General features: G+C 48.9%; 16 protein-coding genes. All 16 read right to left on the minus strand.

Features of this window, described 5'->3' with window-relative positions:
- Nucleotides 1-90: 90 nt before the first annotated feature.
- Nucleotides 91-1,257, minus strand: coding sequence for an alanine racemase (gene alr / locus DCMF_RS13135; RefSeq protein WP_148134830.1), 1,167 nt, complete (start codon nucleotides 1,255-1,257; stop codon nucleotides 91-93).
- Complete coding sequence (locus DCMF_RS13140) at nucleotides 1,254-2,810, minus strand: NAD(P)H-hydrate dehydratase (RefSeq protein ID WP_148134831.1); 1,557 nt, start codon at nucleotides 2,808-2,810, stop codon at nucleotides 1,254-1,256. The genes alr and DCMF_RS13140 overlap by 4 nt, the downstream gene beginning before the upstream one ends.
- The gene (acpS, locus tag DCMF_RS13145) at nucleotides 2,758-3,192 is read right to left on the minus strand and encodes a holo-ACP synthase (protein WP_148134832.1); all 435 of its coding nucleotides are present in this window, start codon (nucleotides 3,190-3,192) and stop codon (nucleotides 2,758-2,760) included. The genes DCMF_RS13140 and acpS overlap by 53 nt, the downstream gene beginning before the upstream one ends.
- Nucleotides 3,193-3,421: 229 nt before the next feature.
- Nucleotides 3,422-3,745 (minus strand): hypothetical protein, encoded by a 324-nt coding sequence (locus tag DCMF_RS13150; RefSeq protein WP_148134833.1) that lies wholly within the window; start codon nucleotides 3,743-3,745, stop codon nucleotides 3,422-3,424.
- A gap of 23 nt (nucleotides 3,746-3,768) precedes the next feature.
- Nucleotides 3,769-3,894 (minus strand): hypothetical protein, encoded by a 126-nt coding sequence (locus DCMF_RS30095; protein ID WP_257790960.1) that lies wholly within the window; start codon nucleotides 3,892-3,894, stop codon nucleotides 3,769-3,771.
- Nucleotides 3,895-4,062: 168 nt separating this feature from the next.
- The gene (locus tag DCMF_RS13155) at nucleotides 4,063-5,496 is read right to left on the minus strand and encodes a sensor histidine kinase (RefSeq protein WP_148134834.1); all 1,434 of its coding nucleotides are present in this window, start codon (nucleotides 5,494-5,496) and stop codon (nucleotides 4,063-4,065) included.
- Nucleotides 5,493-6,176 (minus strand): response regulator transcription factor, encoded by a 684-nt coding sequence (locus tag DCMF_RS13160; protein WP_148137899.1) that lies wholly within the window; start codon nucleotides 6,174-6,176, stop codon nucleotides 5,493-5,495. Before DCMF_RS13160 ends, DCMF_RS13155 begins: the two co-directional genes overlap by 4 nt.
- A 200-nt stretch (nucleotides 6,177-6,376) precedes the next feature.
- Nucleotides 6,377-6,964, minus strand: coding sequence for a hypothetical protein (locus tag DCMF_RS13165; protein ID WP_148134835.1), 588 nt, complete (start codon nucleotides 6,962-6,964; stop codon nucleotides 6,377-6,379).
- A gap of 408 nt (nucleotides 6,965-7,372) precedes the next feature.
- On the minus strand, nucleotides 7,373-8,185 hold the full coding sequence (locus tag DCMF_RS13170; RefSeq protein ID WP_148134836.1) for a group II intron maturase-specific domain-containing protein: 813 nt from the start codon (nucleotides 8,183-8,185) through the stop codon (nucleotides 7,373-7,375).
- A gap of 132 nt (nucleotides 8,186-8,317) precedes the next feature.
- Nucleotides 8,318-9,607 carry a group II intron reverse transcriptase/maturase gene (gene ltrA / locus DCMF_RS13175; RefSeq protein ID WP_148134837.1) on the minus strand — a complete coding sequence of 430 codons (1,290 nt, stop codon included), beginning with the start codon at nucleotides 9,605-9,607 and terminating at the stop codon, nucleotides 8,318-8,320.
- Nucleotides 9,608-10,090: 483 nt separating this feature from the next.
- Nucleotides 10,091-10,690: a reverse transcriptase domain-containing protein gene (locus DCMF_RS13180; RefSeq protein ID WP_148134838.1), complete on the minus strand. Its 600-nt coding sequence runs from the start codon at nucleotides 10,688-10,690 to the stop codon at nucleotides 10,091-10,093.
- Between the two features lie 517 nt (nucleotides 10,691-11,207).
- A complete protein-coding gene (gene modD, locus DCMF_RS13190; RefSeq protein WP_148134839.1) occupies nucleotides 11,208-12,056 on the minus strand; it encodes a ModD protein in 849 nt (282 codons plus the stop codon).
- Between the two features lie 16 nt (nucleotides 12,057-12,072).
- A complete protein-coding gene (locus DCMF_RS13195) occupies nucleotides 12,073-12,300 on the minus strand; it encodes a heavy-metal-associated domain-containing protein (RefSeq protein ID WP_214659322.1) in 228 nt (75 codons plus the stop codon).
- Nucleotides 12,301-12,331: 31 nt separating this feature from the next.
- A complete protein-coding gene (locus DCMF_RS13200; protein WP_148134841.1) occupies nucleotides 12,332-13,981 on the minus strand; it encodes an S-layer homology domain-containing protein in 1,650 nt (549 codons plus the stop codon).
- 69 nt (nucleotides 13,982-14,050) lie between these two features.
- A complete protein-coding gene (locus tag DCMF_RS13205; protein ID WP_148134842.1) occupies nucleotides 14,051-16,408 on the minus strand; it encodes a hypothetical protein in 2,358 nt (785 codons plus the stop codon).
- Complete coding sequence (locus DCMF_RS13210) at nucleotides 16,386-17,282, minus strand: ABC transporter ATP-binding protein (protein WP_148134843.1); 897 nt, start codon at nucleotides 17,280-17,282, stop codon at nucleotides 16,386-16,388. The genes DCMF_RS13205 and DCMF_RS13210 overlap by 23 nt, the downstream gene beginning before the upstream one ends.
- Nucleotides 17,283-17,294: the final 12 nt, after the last annotated feature.

A 17,294-nucleotide genomic window follows, 5' to 3' on the forward strand; every position in this document is an offset into this window, starting at 1 on the left:
ATTCGGCACAGGGCACACCTCCAACGACATATATACCTCGAGCTATAACTATTATATCCTTGATGCTATATCATTTGCAACTAAAGCTCCCTAGTTTTTTCCAGGAAAATGTTGGTAAGAAGATTCGTTGATGTAGACCCGGGGAACCCTTTCACTTAACATACACACTATTTCGTAATTAATTGTATTTAACCTTTCGGCAATTTCTTCCACCGGAATATTTTCCGCCCCTTGGGCACCGATGAGAACAGCCTCATCCCCAATTTTTACTCCGGGAACCTGTGAAGCGTCAACCATAAACTGGTCCATACAAATGGTTCCCACTATAGGAACCCTTTTCCCCCCTAGCAATAGTTCTCCTTTGTTTGACAGCATCCGGCTATACCCGTCCGCATATCCCAGGGGCAGGGAGGCAATGACCGTCTCCTTGGGTGCAATAAATTTCCGCCCATAACTGATACTGGTCCCTGGTGACACCTTTTTGACAAATGATACTTCCGCTTTCAACTCCAAGGCAGGCCTTAAATGGATCCTGCTTTTGTCCACCTGATCTGATGGATAAAGACCGTAGATGATAATACCCGCCCGCACCATATCAAGATGCGTCTCGGGCAGATCGATGATAGCTGCGCTGTTTGCCGCATGCTTGACGGGAATCTCAATGTTTTCTTTTTGCAACTCCCCTAAAAACTCGGTAAACTGGTGAAACTGGTATTGGCTAAAGCTTTTGTCGGTTTCATCCGCCACGGCAAAGTGGGTAAATATTCCTTCCACAAATAAACCATCCAGACGGACAATGCTTTTAATTGTTTGCACTGTATCCTGATTCGGTAAAAAGCCGATTCTGCCCATCCCGGTATCAATTTTGAGGTGGATCACAGACAGGCGGTTTTTTTCCTGCGCCTTTCGGGAAAGAGCCTCTGCCATTTCCCGGGTAAATACCGTTTGGGTAATCCGGTAATCTATAATATCTCCCGCCTGGTCCGCCGGGGTATATCCCAGCACCAGTATGGGACCGCTGATTCCTGCCTCTCTTAGCTGTTTAGCCTCACCAAAAGTTGCTACCGCAAGCATCTCCGCCCCACAGTCCAGTACCGTCCGGGCGATCTTTTCCGCCCCATGGCCATATCCGTCTGCCTTCACCACAGCCATGATCTTGGTCTGGGGTGGAACAATCCTTCTGATCTCCTTAATATTATGGGCAACCGCTTCTAAATTGATTTCTGCCCAAACCGGTCGAAAAACTCCCTTTTTCATAGTCGCTCCTCAAGTCTTTGGAAAATTAGAGGTAAATAATCGATGATGTCCCCTGCAGTCAGGCTGGCCTGACTGCCCCGGCGGGCCCCTTCATCCCCTGCTGCTCCGTGAAGATATACTGCCACTGCCGCAGCATGCTCTGCTTTCATGCCTTGAGCCAGCAATGCTCCGATCATCCCGGCCAGCACATCTCCGCTGCCACCTGTTGCCATGCCTGGATTTCCCGTAGGATTTACATATAGATTTCCCTCCGGCGTGGCCACTACGGTCTTTGCCCCTTTTAAGACCAAAACCGCCTGCCACTCCCGGGCTGCTTTCTCCACGATTTCTCTCCTGTTTGCCTGAATCTCCCCGCTGGATACCCCCAAAAGGCGGGCCATTTCTCCCGGATGAGGAGTCAATACCACCGGGTAAGAGCTGTTTTTGATAAAATCTTGGCAGCCGGACAAGGCAAATAACCCATCTGCATCCAGGACCACGGGGCACGGTATATTGGCCAGAAAGGATCTTACCAGGTCCTGGGTTTCCTGCTGCCGAGACAATCCCGGCCCCAATACGATTACTTTGTTTCCGGCAGCTTTTTCTATCACACCTAAGGCGGATAAGGAAAGGGTACCTGACCCTGTTTCCGGCAAAGACAAGGACATCGCTTCCGTCAGCTTCATGGCCATCACGGAACTGAGACCGGCAGGTACTGCTGCAGTAACCAGGCCGGCCCCTGATCTTACCGCGGCAGTAGCTGCCAAGGTTACTGCTCCCGTCATACCGGGAGCCCCTCCAATGACCAGCACATGCCCGAAGCTTCCTTTATGGCTGTCGATGGCCCGGACAGGCAATAATTGGCGGCAAAAGTCCTGATCCAGTAAAAAGCGGCGCAAGGGCTGTTTCACCACCAATTCCTGGGGCAGGGAAATATCCGCGACCAGCATTTTCCCGACAAAGCTTGCCCCAGGCTCCAATACCAAACCGATCTTGGGCAGGCCAAAGGTCACCGTACACCGGGCTTTGATGCATGCTCCGTTCACGCGGCCCGTATCGGCTTCCATGCCGGAGGGAAGATCTATGGAAATCACCGGTTTTCCCGCCTCATTCACCAGCTCAATTAATTTGGCAATGGTACCCTGGGCAGCTCCTTGAAAACCGGTGCCAAAGATGCCGTCCACCACCAGTTCGGTATACATAAGAGCGACTTTTACCACATTCAAATCCCGCTCTGTTAAAATCAACTGATACCGGATATTCATTTTTCTTGCTATTTTCCAGTTTAGTGCAGCGTCCCCGTGCAGTTCCTCCGGTTTGCACAACAAAAATAGTTTCACATCACATCCGGCATTGGCCAGGTGCCTGGCCACCACAAAACCGTCCCCACCGTTATTTCCTTTGCCGGCAATAACCATCACTCTTTTCCGGGCAAGAGGCCCGGAAAAATAATCCTTGATGGCATGTACCACCGCCAATCCGGCATTTTCCATCAAGAGCACACCCGGAATGCCATATTCGTTAATTGCTGTCTGGTCCAGCAAGCGCATTTCTTCCGCTGTTGCAAGCTTCATCCGTTTCCTCTCCTCCTTCCGCTACGCAGAATGCTACCGCATTTTCTCGGCTGTGTGACATCGATACCAAAATGCTCGTGATGCCACGACCCGCTGCAATATCTTTCGCCCCCCCATAAAGCAGCACAAAGGGCTGGCCGGTAGAAGAGGACAGCACCTCAATATCTTGCCATGTGCACCCTCTAAGACCAGTCCCTAAAGCTTTCACCACTGCTTCTTTGGCGGCAAACCTGATCGCCAAGGCTGCATAAAAATCAGGCTTTTGCCGGCAGAGAGAGATCTCTTTTTCCGTAAATACTTTTGAAACAAATGATGCCCGGCCCGCTGCCTTTTTTATTCTCTCTATTTCAATAATGTCCGTACCAACACCCACGATCGCCATACAAAATCTCCCTCGTCAAGAAGGGTCCTTCCTCTTAAATATTACCTAAAATGCCAAAAGTTTTGCTTACTTAAAGTCTAAACTCTTTTATCTTAAAAATCAAATATTACTGTCCGGCTTCAACTGATACTTTCCACTTTTGAAACTGATAGATTCTGAAAGCAGCACAAAAAAACACCTTCCGTCTAATTGATTGAGAAAGGTGTTCTCTCTTTATTTATGAAACTCATTATTCAAGAGGGAAAATCCCTAACAGAGTATTAATAAAATCTTCTATGGAAGGGGGTTCGGCCTGCGTGGTCCGGCTCTTTAAGGACCCGACCAAAACAATTTGAACCAATTGTTCTGTGTCCACTAAAATTGAAGAAACCTCCAAAACACCTCCTAAAATGCCCGCTACAACTAAAATTCCACTCGGAGAGGGCCTTGGTCCGCCGGATTCCTGGGTTGTACCTCCGTCGGTACCCTCACTCTGGGTTTTCCCATTACGTCCTAGATTCAATTGTTCCAGGGTATCCCTGAGCAAATCGTTTAGATCATTAGAAAAGACCATGGGGATTCCCCCTAAATTTTTTATTAAGAAACAATTACCGTTGGTGCACGAAATTCAGGCTGTACTGCTATCCCTGTACTCAAACGGAAAAAAATGATATACGTGATCACATAAAGCAGAAGCTGGTCACAATCTTCCGACTTTGCCATTTTCTTCACCCCTCTCTATTAGATATCATATTCAAAAGCACCTCAATCGGAAACATGGCATGGGAAAAAAGCAAGAATTCCATGGGAAAGCTCCGGCCGGCAAAAAAATATTTTATCTATTTTTATTTCATATTTAGTATATGCAAGGGAAAATAGGAGAGGTGACGACTATGCCGGAAGCCATACCTCAAAAATGCTTCCTTTTCCCTCTTCACTGGCAACATGAATGGTTCCGCCATGCGCCTCAATGATGGATTTGGTGATGGACAATCCCAGGCCCGCCCCCCCATATTTACGTGTCCTTGCGGAATCGCTGCGATAAAATCGATCAAATATGTAGGGTAAATGGGCCTTACTGATCCCCGGTCCGTTATCTTGAATGGCTAACAGCACCCCATTGTTCTTTCCGGTTAAGGAAATCTTGATCTGGCCCCGCTCAGGGTCTGTATGCTGTACCGCATTATGGAAAAGGTTTAAGATGACCTGTTTTATTTTATCAATATCATATTTACATGCCATATTGGGTTCCATGGACAGGCTCAGTTTTCTCTTCCCGGATAAAATCATCAGCTGGGGCTCCATCTCCCGGATAACGGCATCCAGCATCCCCTGGGCCAGCTCTATATGGGGTGTCCGTTCCAGCCGGGCCAGGATAATCAGGTCCTGTACCAGTTTGTTGAGCCGTTCCGATTCGCTCTGCATGCTTTTTAGCGATTTATTGAGCTGATCCGGTTGGTGAGCGGCCCCCCGCAGCAGGACGTCCAAGAATCCCCGGATGGAAGTGAGGGGTGTTCGAAGTTCATGAGAGGCGTCGGCGATAAAACGCCGCATCTGTTCCTTTGTTTCTCTTTCCGTTTCAAAGGAGCCTTCCAAACGCTCCAGCATGCTGTTGAAAGACTCCGATAAACGGTCGATTTCCAGTTGCCCCTGACGGGCCGGGAACCGCTTGTCCAGATTTCCCGCATCAATTTGTTCCGCCGTTTTAATCATATTAAATAAGGGGACCAGCGTCCTTTTCAGTACGGGTAAAAAGGCAAGCAGGCCAAAGAGCAGGGCACTTAAGGAGAGCAGCAAAAATGTGAGCAACTGGCGAAAAAGCAGTTCCTTTAGCTGGATGGTAGGAGTGCCTACTTGGACAATGCCCAGAAATTGACCCGGACCGGAAGAGATCGGCTGTAGGACCAATAATTGTTGCACACCCCCGTCGGTAACAACTTTATAGTTCAGCCCGGGTTTTTTCAGGAATAGGGCTAAATAGTCCCGGGTATTCAACCTGGGCGGGTTTAGGCCGTCAGGACCACTAGACAATACTGAATAATTTCCCTTCACGTCGACAAAGGCCAGATTTGAGCCGGGAATAAAAAAAACCGGTTGACCGCCCGTGCCAAGCTCAAACCAGGTCCCGGAGGAAATAGAAAGGATCTGGCTCTGAATGCTGGCCGCTTTATTTTTATAAACAACATCCCGCATAAAAACATATTGCAGCAAACCCACCAGCATTAACAATAGGGCAAGAATAAGCAGTGACCGGTATAACAGCTGACTCCTAAGCGAGTTGGGAAAAAACAAAGACCTGAATCCCCTGTTTTCATGCCGGCTCATAGCAGATCAACCCGGTATCCGGAGCCACGGATGGTTCTGATTAATTGATGCTCTTTGTCGTGTAATTTATCCCGCAGCATGCGAACATACACCTCTACAATGTTTTCATCTCCTACGAAATCGTATCCCCAAACCTGATCCAAAATCATGGTTTTACTTAAAACCAAGCCTTGATTCAGAACCAGGTATTTCAGAAGCTCATACTCGGTACGGGACAACTCTAAAACCCTCTCTTTAAATCTGATCTCTTTCCGGCGGTCATCAATATAGAATGACCCCAGCACCACTTCCCCAAATAGGTTGGGAAACTGGTTTCGGATTCTGGCATAGATTCTGGCCAGCAATTCCTCAAAACTAAAGGGCTTTGCCATATAATCGTCGGCACCAAGCATGAGGCCCTTGACCCTGTCGTCCACCTCTTCTCGTGCAGTAAGCATGATTACCGCCACATGATCAATCTTTTTAAGCATGCGGCACACTTCAAATCCGTCCATTCCGGGCATCATAACGTCCAGGATCGCCACATGGGGCTTAAATTCTTTGGCCAGTCTAATTGCAGCGGGACCGTCCTGAGCCGTCTGCACTTCAAATCCTTCATTTTCTAGCCCTAGTTCCAAGAATTCCAGAATATTCGGTTCGTCGTCAACGACCAATATTTTAATCCCTTTCAAGTGATCCATATGATCCATATCTCATCTACCGCCTTCTTCCCTCTTGGCCAACCATATTTTTTATAGTATCCCCCTTAGCTTAATTTGTACTGAAGGAAAACCAGAAATTTGTTGAAATCCCCCGGCAGCCATCCCTCATGATTGGTTTAAAAAGCCCCGCTCCAAAAGGAGCAGGGCGGGACTTATTAGCTAGGTGGGCGCAGTTTAATTTATTTGCAGTTTTTTCCTAAAACAGGTTTTCTGTTCTGATCATTGTTGGCATTTGTATCCGCAAGGATTTTTTGAATCTTATTTGCTTGATCCTGGGTAATGATCCGTGCTTTTACCAGATCATTTAAGAGATTCTTTTCCACTTTGACCGGTGTAGAAATTTTGTGTTGTTTTACAAATTCATTGATCTGATTGACTTGTTTTTGGGAGAGAATTCCCTTGCTGACAAAAATGTCGAAGGGATTTTGGGACTGATTCAATTTTCCCTTATCGCAGGAGAAAGAAGGACTCTTTTTCTCATCGTAATAGGAAGTCTTTTTCTTATCAACTGTGTTTTTAGTTTTGTTATCTTGGTATTCTTTCCCATCCGTCTGTCTTTTATCTTTGCCGTCAAATTGACCGGCATTGTTTTGAGGAGTAACCTCTCTACTGTTTTGCCAGTTCCCCGTGTTTCCCCCGGTTCCATAAGAGGCTGTTCCCGGTGTTGAGCAGTTTTGCGGTGCTGTAGCGGCAAAAGCTGCCCCGCCGAAGGATGAAATCAACCCGCCGATGAGTATGGTACTTAAAATCATTTTTGCTTTTTTCATTTTGCATCTCCTTTTTTGTCCGCCTAACTAGCTAATAAATTTTTTTGTTTGGAAAAGCCGCATGCAATATGTGATACAACATGGATGACAGATCAGATCAAAACACCGCCGGTCCCGTAGCCTCATCCCACCTCCGTTCCTATCTCATCTAGGTGCCTTTGATTTGATCCTTTTCATGTCATCATCATAACCCCTTCAACTGAATTGCCCCTTAACTGGAACTGTGTATTTGCTGATTAATCGCTGAATATTTGCTGAATACCGTCCCAAAGGCCTAAAGGAAATACCAAAAAAGAACCTTCCTCTGCCAAAAACTTTTCCATAATCGAGTAGGAGGCTACCCATTATTTGAGTAGCCGACCTCTCACACCACCACTCAAGCGGTTCCGCAAGTGGCGGTTCCCAAGTTTACACCTGGACAGATTTTAAGTAATCCGAGAAAAATACGTAACCTGCCTGTCTGAGGCGGGCATCGGTTACGGTGACATTTAGAATGTGGCTATTGGCGATCCGCCAGTAGCCTTTTCTTGTGCACGCAAACTTAATGGCATTGTCATGGTTGAGTCCGAGTTTCTTCAGCATTGCATATCTGGTGCGGATTTTCTTCCACTGTTTCCAGATATACATGCGAATTCTCCTTCTCAGCCATTTATCGGTTGCCCCAAGCATCTTCTTCATATCCGCGAGTTTGAAATAATTTACCCACCCCGTTATGAATTGTTTTAATTTAAGTTTCAGTAGTTCGTATCCGAGTCCGTTACTTCTAGACGTGATCTCTTTTACTTTTGCTTTCATCTTACTGATGCTCTTAGCATGGACACGAAGTTTGATTCCATCTTTTGATGGATAGAATCCGTATCCTAGGAATTTAACTTTGCCGATATAGGCAACCACCGTTTTCTCTCTGTTCACCCTTAGAAGCAGTTTGTCCTCAATGAAAGGTAGGATGTGCTCCAGCATCCTTTGCGCTGACCTTTTCGTCTTTGCAAAGAGTTGCACATCATCCGCATATCTGACAAATCTGATTCCTCTACGTTCCAGTTCATGGTCAAGTCCATTCAGCATGATGTTACTACATAAGGGACTGACGTTTCCGCCCTGAACGAGACCAAGTTCTGTCTCCTCGAATCTCCCTCTGTTTACTGCTCCTGCCGTGAGATACTTATGTATTAGGGATATGACTCTACCATCTCTGATTGTCCTTGACAGTATCTCAATCATTTTCGATTGGTTTACCGTATGGTTGGTAGAAGGCAGCCTTGGTTTTATCCTTGTACTGCCAGCCCCAATCAGAACCCGGCGTGCAGTTTTCCCGCACCGGGCTCCCCAAAATGATTCACAGTTATTCTCGTGTTAGACATCTGCATGTATCAACCCAGGGTAAGGAAGCTTGAACCACTCCCGGTTTGTTAAGTATGACCAGTATAATTTATGTCTTTGGCTCCTCCTCCTGAGTGACCTAATCCATTGCTTGACAACTTCTTCTCGGATATACATTAGTTTGTTCCTGCAATGATACAAAGAAAAGTATTGATAGAAACCTTTTAGCATACTTGTTAGTTGCTTCTGCTGATCTCTTCTTTTCCAATGGCTGTGCCCTTTTAACCATTTGTGTACTTTGTCCAGGAATTTCCTGCAACTTTTGACTGTGGGCTTTCGTATTAATGCAAATTGCCCATTTATACCAAACCCACTTATATGCCTAAATCCCAGAAAATCAAAGGATTCCGGCTTCTCTCTGTGTCCTTCTATCCTTTCCCATACATATCGGCCAAAAGGTATTAACCTCGTCTTTTCCTCCGCAAGCTCCAAACCAAATTTGTTCATCCGATATTCCGAGTATCTTGCAAACTTTTCCGCATCTCTCTTGTATTGAAAGCATGCCACATAATCGTCGGCAAACCTTATCAGGTAAGCTTCTCCTTGGGTATAGGTTTTGAACTTCTTTTCAAACCATAAATCCAGAGCATAATGAAGGTATATGTTCGCAAGTATTGGACTAATCGGTCCCCCTTGAGGTGTTCCTTCTTCATTACGGGTAATTACTCCGTTAGTCATTACTCCCGCTCTTAACCATTTACCTATCATTCCTACTATTATTGGATCTGCAATCTTCAGTTTTATCATTCTGATTAGCCATCTGTGGTTTATGTTGTTGAAGTACCCACGAATATCTGCTTCGAATATGTGTCTTACCTTCTGCTTCACAATGCAGTTTCTGAGCGCTTTTAATGCCTGATGTGGATTTCTCTTAGGCCTAAATCCATATGAGAAGTCCAGAAATTCCGGCTCGTATATGACTTCCAGAATTCTAGCAATAGCACGTTGAACTAGTCTATCTTCAACTGTTGGTATCCCCAAAGGCCTCGTTTTACCGTTGCCTTTTGGTATCTCAACACGTCTGACTGGCGGTGCTTTATATCGTTTTGCTTTCATCCTTTCCCATATATCCTTCACTCGCTCGTCAAGATTTGCTTCAAACTCTTTAGTTGTCTCTCCATCTACACCGCTAGCTCCTTTCTTATTCATCATCTTCCAGGTTTCTTTCAGAAAATCTGGTGTTATGATGTGCGCCAGTGATGTAAATATGACTTTCTTGTCTTTACGTGCCTTAACTGCTATCTCGTCCAATTTCGTTAACATAAATACCTACCTCTGTTTGTGTAGTTTATGTTTCTTTGTCGAGAGCTCACTTTGCCCTGTCGCTTCCCCCTGTACATGGCTTTCCCATGCTCCGAGTACTACCAACAGGTCCGACTCCCGTCACAGCTTCCGCTTGCTTGTGGATGGTCCTTTCGGCTTGCGTACTCTGCTTTCACAAAGACCGTGACGGGTCTCCCGGGTTCCGTTACACTTCCTTTTCCATCATGCCATGCTCTTAGACCCCGCCGGAGTCTCTGATTTTCTTGCCATTATCGAAAATCTACTATAGCCTTCCAAGTTTTCGACCTTGTCGGCCTCCGGACGTACTCACGAGGCTCAATCGCTTCACTTACGTTACGGCCTGATTTCGCTCTGTCTACGCTTAGTATGTGTCGTTACCTTCACACACCCAAGACTCGATTTCAGGTGGAGCGGCTCCACTCCTTTCCTAAGTTGGAATTTCACCAACTGAAAGTGTCCGGCTTAGCCCGGCGCACCGAAAAACTTCTCTAGGTCCATATCTACAACGTAGGTATACCCTTCGTTCGCGTATTCCTTACACTTCCTCAGCGCGTCATGAGCACTTCTCTTCGGCCTGAAGCCGTAGCTAGTTTCTGCAAATTGGGGTTCGAAGATGGGTAACAGTACTTGTGCGATTGCCTGCTGCAGCACTCTGTCTACTGCTGTTGGTATCCCCAACGTCCGCATTTTTCCCTTGTCCTTGGGTATTTCTACTCTTCGGACTGGATTAGGACGATATTTTCCGTCCAGAACCAACTTTACGAGTTCCTCTCCATTGTCTTTGAGATATTGCGAAATATGCTCCACTTCCATCCCATCGACTCCGTGTGCGCCTTTGTTTCTCTTAACCTGCTTGTATGCTTTGTTGAGGTTGTCTCGGTTTAAAATTCTCTCTAAAAGTCCGTTCTCTTCACTGTCGGCATTGGTGTTGTTGTTTTCAGTTATCCTCCTGTCGGTGAGCGCTCCCGCATACCCTTCGTGTTCCGCACTATCTCTTTGCGAGCAGCCCTTGCCACAGCAAGGTATTCTGCTTTCTTTTATCCCGACCTTGGTAACATTCATTGACTAACACCTCCTTAGGTTCAACCCTTCATAACGCCGTCGACTGCGTTACTACTATGGTATCTGCTGACTTCTCACGGTAAATCTTGTTTCAACCGCATTTCGCTAACTCGTTCCATGCGTCCGTGAGACCTCCCACGGTAAGACACGTAACTTTCATCCCATGTACCCGCCGTATTTACATCCCCGTGTCCGTGCAGTTTATTGGATTTGTCTTGTCATGCAGACTCATCCCACTTCGGATGCCTGATACGATTCGTGTTCCTCGGGTCGGAACTTTGCCGTAGGCTTCCTTCAGATTCCTCCTCGCGAAGGACACCCTTGCCATTGGCTAATGGTTGGCAACTGCCAGCCCCCATAGCGGACTTTCACCGCCTAGTTACGCGTCATGCGTGGCGCACATGAAAAAAAGACCCAATATTTTAAAAAAATATCAGGTCTTTTTTGGTCTCATCTGCTTTTCTTCCAGCACTGGTTATGATGTTTTGTCACTCCATCTCCCGGGCAATGGGGCAGCCTATTCCAAAGCTGTGATCTTGACGCCGATATCAATGGGCTTGGCACTGTATAGGCTTGTTGTCACCAACCCATCCACACCGGTTTGGGCATATTCTGCCAAATTTTTTTCTGTGATCCCGCCCGCCGCCAAAAGGACCAGCTGGGGATTGATAGCCTTTAACTGGGGTACGGCAGCACACAATACCTCGGGAGAAAGCTTGTCGAATTGCAGGCCGTCCACGCCTGCCCGGCAAAGCTTGATGCCATCTTCTACAGAATTGGCCTCAACAATTAGCTTTTTCTCACAGACATGATGCTTGATTTTCGGCAGCGCTGCAATAAAGCCCTCCAGGCCTCCCATAAAATTCAGATGCTGCTGGAATACCAAAACAGTTTCGGACAACCCCAGACGGTGCGGGAAAGCCCCGCCCACCATCACCGCTTTGATGGATAAAGCCTTTGTGCCCGGAAAGCCTTTCCGCGTCGTCACAATGGCGATGCGGGGATTGACCTCTTGGGCCAGTTGGATCATTTGCCTGGTTTTCGTAGCGATCCCGGAGCAATGGTCGAAAATATTCTGGCACACCTTCCAGGCCATGTGCAGGTCTTCCGCCCGGCCCCGGGCCCGCAAAAAGACTTCGCCGGCCTTGATATCGCTGCCGGAAGGCAAGGACAGGCCGACATCCAGATGAAGACGCGCCATGATGCGCAGCACCTCCTCGGTTCCGCACAGCACCGCGTCCTCCCGCGTGAAATAGGCAATTTCACCCCTGCATAGGCCAATCCCCAGCACCCAGGTAGTCAAATCGATATAGGGCACGTCCTCCGCCAGGAGCTTGTCGATGACCTCATCCGGAATATACATCATATTGAATCACCCTTTTCTAATCGGCTTTCAGGACAACAAATTCTTTGCCCGGTATAGTCTCAATGATCTGCTTCACCGCGTCCAGGCTGAGCACATCGGTATCGTATTTAATTTTCACGGTCTTCAGATCCTCTTCCACATCGGCATCACAAATTCCTTGCACACCGCTGGCCGTTTCTTTCAGCTTTTTCACACAGTTGGGGCAATGAATCCCTTCTACCTGCATTGTCGTCAAGGTTATCATCCTCATACCTCCTAGTTTATGCGTACCGTTTTTACCCCAAAAGCCCCATCAATACAGAAATCATCTTGGCAACCTCCGCTCTCGTAGCAGGATGAGCGGGCAAAAAGGCTCCCGTTTCATTGCCGCCGATGATACCGGCCTTCTGCATCATGCCTACGGCATCTTTGGCATAAGCGCCGATCGCCGCGTCATCGGTGAAGGTCACGGCAGCATTCTTTTCGGGCAATGTCTTCTGGGCCACATCCTGGATATAACGGGCCAGCATGGTGGCCAGATCCTGGCGGCTGATCCGGGCATTGGGATCGAATTTACCCTCCGCACCCTTGGCGATGCCGGCTTCCCCCGCCCAGGCCACATAAGGCGCATACCAGGCATCAGGAACCACATCGCTGAAGGTGGATACCGTTACCGCCGGCACATCGGTTCCGGACACACCGGCTACACCGGCCAGGATTTTGACGAATTCCGCCCGGGTGATGGTATCATTGGGGGCAAAGGTGGTGGCAGTCTTACCGCCTACGATCCCCTTATTGGCCAGATCCAGGATATAGCTTGCCGCCCAATGGGTATCGGGCACATCCGTAAAGCTGACCGGCACCTTGTACCCGATCGCGTAACGGGACAAGTGATTCGTGGTAAATACCACTGCTTTTGCCGCAGCGTCGTAATGAGCGCTGCTTACTTCCGTTGCCTTGCCATCGGCATCGATATAGTAAAGAATAATCTGTTCCGCCTTTTCTTCTGCTCCTAAAGTATAAGGAATAGAAATCTGCACCTTGCCCGGACTCAGTTCGGTAACGGCTTGGCCGCCGGAGGTAATATTAATGTCAATAACAGGGCGGTTGCCGATTTCTTGCTGTAAATCCGCAGAGAGGGTCTTGTTGTCAACTCTGAGGGCGGAAACCACCAGCTCTTTTTCCACACCAATGGCTTTTACGGCGTCGGCATCCAAAACCAGTTCCACCGTACCGGTAACTTTTATTTCAGTAGCTTTCTTTAGGGAAGCTGTGCTAATGGTGACGCTCCCGCTTTCATTATAGGAAACCGTTAAGGCCTCTTTCTCGGTATCAGAGCTGCCGCCACCACCACCACCGCCGTGGTTGGAGTCGTGATCGTCTTCGGAACCGGGATCGTCACCTGAACCGGAATCATCGCCGGAACCGTCATCGCCGTCATCCCCCTCTGACGCTACCGTGACAGCGATCTGTGCTCTATCTTTCTTCCACTCCCGCAGGGTGCCCGTCACCGTAATGGTCGCCGTTCCTTCCCCAACGCCTTTAATTTCTACCTCCTGATCGTTGTAGCTAGCCGTGGCAACACCGGGGTCGGAAGAAGAAACAGTGATCTCCGTTTCATAGGTTTCCCAGTCCATACCGGCACACTTACAGTTGAGGCCGTCTTCCGTCAGACAATCTTTTTCACCACAGGTCTCGGGGCACTCCGCCATCTCACACCCGGGCAACTGCTCATCTTCCCATGGCTCGGCGTCTATTGCAACAGTAACGCTTTCATCCACTCCCACCGTAACATCGGTCTCATCTGCCGTGAGTTCCAAATCCCCCCGGTCAATATTGGACCCTACGCCCGGCTCATAATCTCCCCAGGCTGTTATGGCGCAAACAGTCAATAGCAACAGGACAAAGGCAGCCAGGCAGAATCCTTTCCTCCAATTTTTTCTCATAAACTACTCTCCCTTCTTTTAATTAATTATCTATTTTCAACCGCTTTCCCGCGGTAATAAAGCCCCTTGCTAATCCATCTGCTTACCGCCCACATAGGGAGGCGCCAGGACCGCAGGCAGATATTTATAAACATAGACATCTTTACCCGCCAGTTTCACCGCGGTCAAGTACCCGCCGTCATTCATAAAATAGTTGCTTTGCAGGAGGGGCATCAACTCCTTGATCTTATCCGGATCGGTAATGGGCCGCTTTTTACCGAAATCCTCTTCCACCAGATAACTGTCGGGAGAGCCTGTACGGTAAGCCATAAAATAGCTGGACAAGGGTATTTTCCGTTTATTGATGCCGTCGTAAGGGTTGTATTTTTGAAAGGTGATGCTCTCAATGTCACCCTGAAAATCCAGCAACTCCCGCAGCCCGTTCTCCTCTAAAAAAGCCAGGGTATGGGTGAAAGAGGCCGTCACATAAACCAGGGTGTTTTCCAGATTGTAGGCAAAGCTGCGGCTGTCGTTTTCTCCGTCCTGAGAAAACATCAGCACACCCAGCGGGGCTTCTTCAGGGAAATAACGCTGCTGCCAAGTTTGTCCGGCTACATCCGCCGCGATGGCGGCCAACAGCTCCTGTCGTTTTCCCGGGGACAGCGTCACGCTATAAGGCGCACTGTACCAGCTGTCGCTCAAAAAAATCTGCCCGTTCAGGTAAGCGGAAGCCGCACTAATCTGCGCCAAGGAAGCGCCGGGCTGCCCGTCCTCACCCCGTCCCATGATGGAGGCGGTTGCCCCATCCCGGACCTGCTTAGTATCATCCAGGGCCAGCATAGCCGTAAGCTGATCCAGAGAAGCCCGGTCATAATAACGCACCAGCCGGCGGCCATCCTGTAATTCATAGGCCACCTGGATATCATAAGGCAGCACCGTCCCGGCAAAACGGGCCGGATCCACTTCCAGCACCTGCTGCCCCGACTTGGTGAAATTTTCATGCAACGCCAGCACTGCCTGAATATCCTGAGGCTCATCATAGGTATAAAGGCTCATCACATAGTATCCTTTGCCGCTGCTGCTGCCAGTGACGGCGCCGTTAAAATAGTTGGGTGATCCGGCGTAAGAAAAGGAAACAGAGCGCACCTCCGTCACATCTGGAATACGCCGGCTGTAGCCCAAACCGCCCGTAACCAGAATCACGATGAGGGCACCTGTGACCAGCAACTGGCCCGACAGGCAGAGGATATGGGCCTGCCAGCCCTGCCGGCTGGGAAACAAGGTGAGGCGCAGCAACACATAGCAAGCGATCAAAACAACAGCTACTGCCCCATAGGCCAGATGCAGGCTAAAAACCGCCACAAAACGCAGGGTCAAAGCGGAGCAAGTAAAACAGCAAAGGAAGATGGTCAGGGTCTGGAAAACAGGATTCAAACCGCTGATGTCCGCCTGCTCCGCCTTACGCCGCTTCAGCACCCACCATGCCCCCAAGAGCAGCAGCCCCGCCGCCGCCGCCCAGATCAAAGGCAAGCACCAGGAAAGTCCAGAGGGCTGTGCCTGGGTCAGGCTGCGGTAAAACATGGCATGGGTCTGGGACGGTTGCCAAAAGAACAGGACGGGATTGGCCGGGGCGAATAAGCTGACCAGATCCGGGTAAACCTCCCTCGTCCCGGAATAGGTCACAGCGCCGAAAGCATTGCCCCACAGAAGCTGCTTCATAAAAATATTCACGCTGTAACACAACAAGGCGGGTGCCAGCAACAGGATGGAAGAAAAAACCGTGGCCTCAAACAGCGTGCCTGCCAGACAGCAGCCGATGATGCATAAGGTAAAAGCCACCAGGCCCAGCAGGAAAAGACCGGCTGAGAGATAGAAAAAATAGCCAAACAGGCCCGGGGAAATCCCTAAAGCCGCCACATTGAGGCACAGAGAAATTACCATAGGGATGACCAAACCGGCCAAAAGCAGGAACATGCCCACGCCGTAACGGACAAAAAACAGCTTGCCCCGGGTCATGCCCAGGGAGAAAAAGGCTGTGGCCTGCTTCTTATCTAGCATAAAACGGTACAGAGCCAACCCCAGCCCGCCGCCGTACAGCACGGTGGCGGCATTAAGGGCAGGAGCAAAATCCCCGGGAAAAAAACGGAATTTCATCTGCTGGTGGGTATGGACCACATTGAAAATAGAACTGCCGGGAAATCCTGCGGTAGAAACGGGAATCAGTACGCAAAATACCAGCAAGCCCGCAATGAGCAAGCCATAATTCTGTAAAAAGACCTGCATCACATCATGCCATACGGGATGGAATTTGAAACAAGTTCTTAATTCAGAGGGAGGTTCTACTTCCTTTGGATTTTCAAAGCTGTAAATGTATGGCGCACCTGGCGTCGAGTTACCAGTGAGAGACTTACGCCAAGTAACCAGGTTAAAAGAGGTCTTCCAGATCATAGGTTTCCGGCTCCTTTTCATTGAGAAAGAAATCTTCCAGCGTCATGGGGAGCACCTGAATATTTTCCCCGCCCAGGGATGTAATACAGGCCTGCACCACCGCACCATCTCCTTCTGCGATGCAGGTATAAAAGCCGTCCTCCTGATGCAATATTCTCAACCCTGCCCCCTGCAAATCCCCCTCCGTCAAATCAAGGGCGCAGGAAAAACGGCATTTGACACGGGAGCGCTTCAGCTCCGCCACGGAGGAATGGAAAAATAAGCGACGATCCTTGATCATGCCCACGTTATGGATCATCCCTTCCATCTCCCGCAGGTTATGGGAGGAAATGATCACAATGGCATTCTTTTCCTTCACGTAGCGCTCCAAAAGCTTTTTCATCAGGTTCCGCTTGGCCAGATCCAGACCGTCGAAGGCCTCATCCAGCAAAAGATACCGGGGGCGGGTGGACAGGGCCAACAGGATGCCGGCTTGCCGCTGCATGCCCTTGGAAAAGCCGCTGATTTTCATCGCCGGATCCAGGTTGAAAATGGCCAAAAGCCTTTCAAAGGTACGGTCGTTCCAATTGGGATAATAGCCCTTGTAAAACCGGCCCATGGTGTGCAGCGTTGCCTGAGGCAGAAAGTACAGCTCCTCCGTCATGATGAAGAGGCGTTGCTTCAGTTCTTCATTCTCATAAACAGGCCGGCCGTCGATGATCACGCGCCCCTCCTCCGGCCGGTAGATGCCGGCGATGGTTTTCAACAAGGTGGTCTTGCCAGCGCCGTTATAACCGATCAGCCCGTAAATGGACCCGGCGGCGATGGTGCAAGTGACATCCTCGATGGCCGGCGTCTTGCCATATTTTTTTGTCACATGTTCAATGGCAATCATACAGTATGCTCC

Source organism: Candidatus Formimonas warabiya (assembly GCF_002777255.1).
Classification (GTDB): domain Bacteria; phylum Bacillota; class Dehalobacteriia; order Dehalobacteriales; family Dehalobacteriaceae; genus Formimonas; species Formimonas warabiya.

What these genes read in the sequence shown, in the direction of transcription:
- ltrA (WP_148134837.1), bottom strand. Translation starts at nt 9,607, where the DNA reads ATGTTAACGAAATTGGACGAGATAGCAGTTAAGGCACGTAAAGACAAG.
- DCMF_RS30095 (WP_257790960.1), bottom strand. Translation starts at nt 3,894, where the DNA reads ATGGCAAAGTCGGAAGATTGTGACCAGCTTCTGCTTTATGTGATCACG.
- DCMF_RS13170 (WP_148134836.1), bottom strand. Translation starts at nt 8,185, where the DNA reads ATGATTGAGATACTGTCAAGGACAATCAGAGATGGTAGAGTCATATCC.
- DCMF_RS13180 (WP_148134838.1), bottom strand. Translation starts at nt 10,690, where the DNA reads ATGAATGTTACCAAGGTCGGGATAAAAGAAAGCAGAATACCTTGCTGT.
- DCMF_RS13160 (WP_148137899.1), bottom strand. Translation starts at nt 6,176, where the DNA reads ATGGATCACTTGAAAGGGATTAAAATATTGGTCGTTGACGACGAACCG.
- acpS (WP_148134832.1), bottom strand. Translation starts at nt 3,192, where the DNA reads ATGGCGATCGTGGGTGTTGGTACGGACATTATTGAAATAGAGAGAATA.
- DCMF_RS13200 (WP_148134841.1), bottom strand. Translation starts at nt 13,981, where the DNA reads ATGAGAAAAAATTGGAGGAAAGGATTCTGCCTGGCTGCCTTTGTCCTG.
- modD (WP_148134839.1), bottom strand. Translation starts at nt 12,056, where the DNA reads ATGATGTATATTCCGGATGAGGTCATCGACAAGCTCCTGGCGGAGGAC.
- DCMF_RS13155 (WP_148134834.1), bottom strand. Translation starts at nt 5,496, where the DNA reads ATGAGCCGGCATGAAAACAGGGGATTCAGGTCTTTGTTTTTTCCCAAC.
- DCMF_RS13195 (WP_214659322.1), bottom strand. Translation starts at nt 12,300, where the DNA reads ATGATAACCTTGACGACAATGCAGGTAGAAGGGATTCATTGCCCCAAC.
- DCMF_RS13150 (WP_148134833.1), bottom strand. Translation starts at nt 3,745, where the DNA reads ATGGTCTTTTCTAATGATCTAAACGATTTGCTCAGGGATACCCTGGAA.
- DCMF_RS13210 (WP_148134843.1), bottom strand. Translation starts at nt 17,282, where the DNA reads ATGATTGCCATTGAACATGTGACAAAAAAATATGGCAAGACGCCGGCC.
- alr (WP_148134830.1), bottom strand. Translation starts at nt 1,257, where the DNA reads ATGAAAAAGGGAGTTTTTCGACCGGTTTGGGCAGAAATCAATTTAGAA.
- DCMF_RS13205 (WP_148134842.1), bottom strand. Translation starts at nt 16,408, where the DNA reads ATGATCTGGAAGACCTCTTTTAACCTGGTTACTTGGCGTAAGTCTCTC.
- DCMF_RS13140 (WP_148134831.1), bottom strand. Translation starts at nt 2,810, where the DNA reads ATGAAGCTTGCAACAGCGGAAGAAATGCGCTTGCTGGACCAGACAGCA.
- DCMF_RS13165 (WP_148134835.1), bottom strand. Translation starts at nt 6,964, where the DNA reads ATGAAAAAAGCAAAAATGATTTTAAGTACCATACTCATCGGCGGGTTG.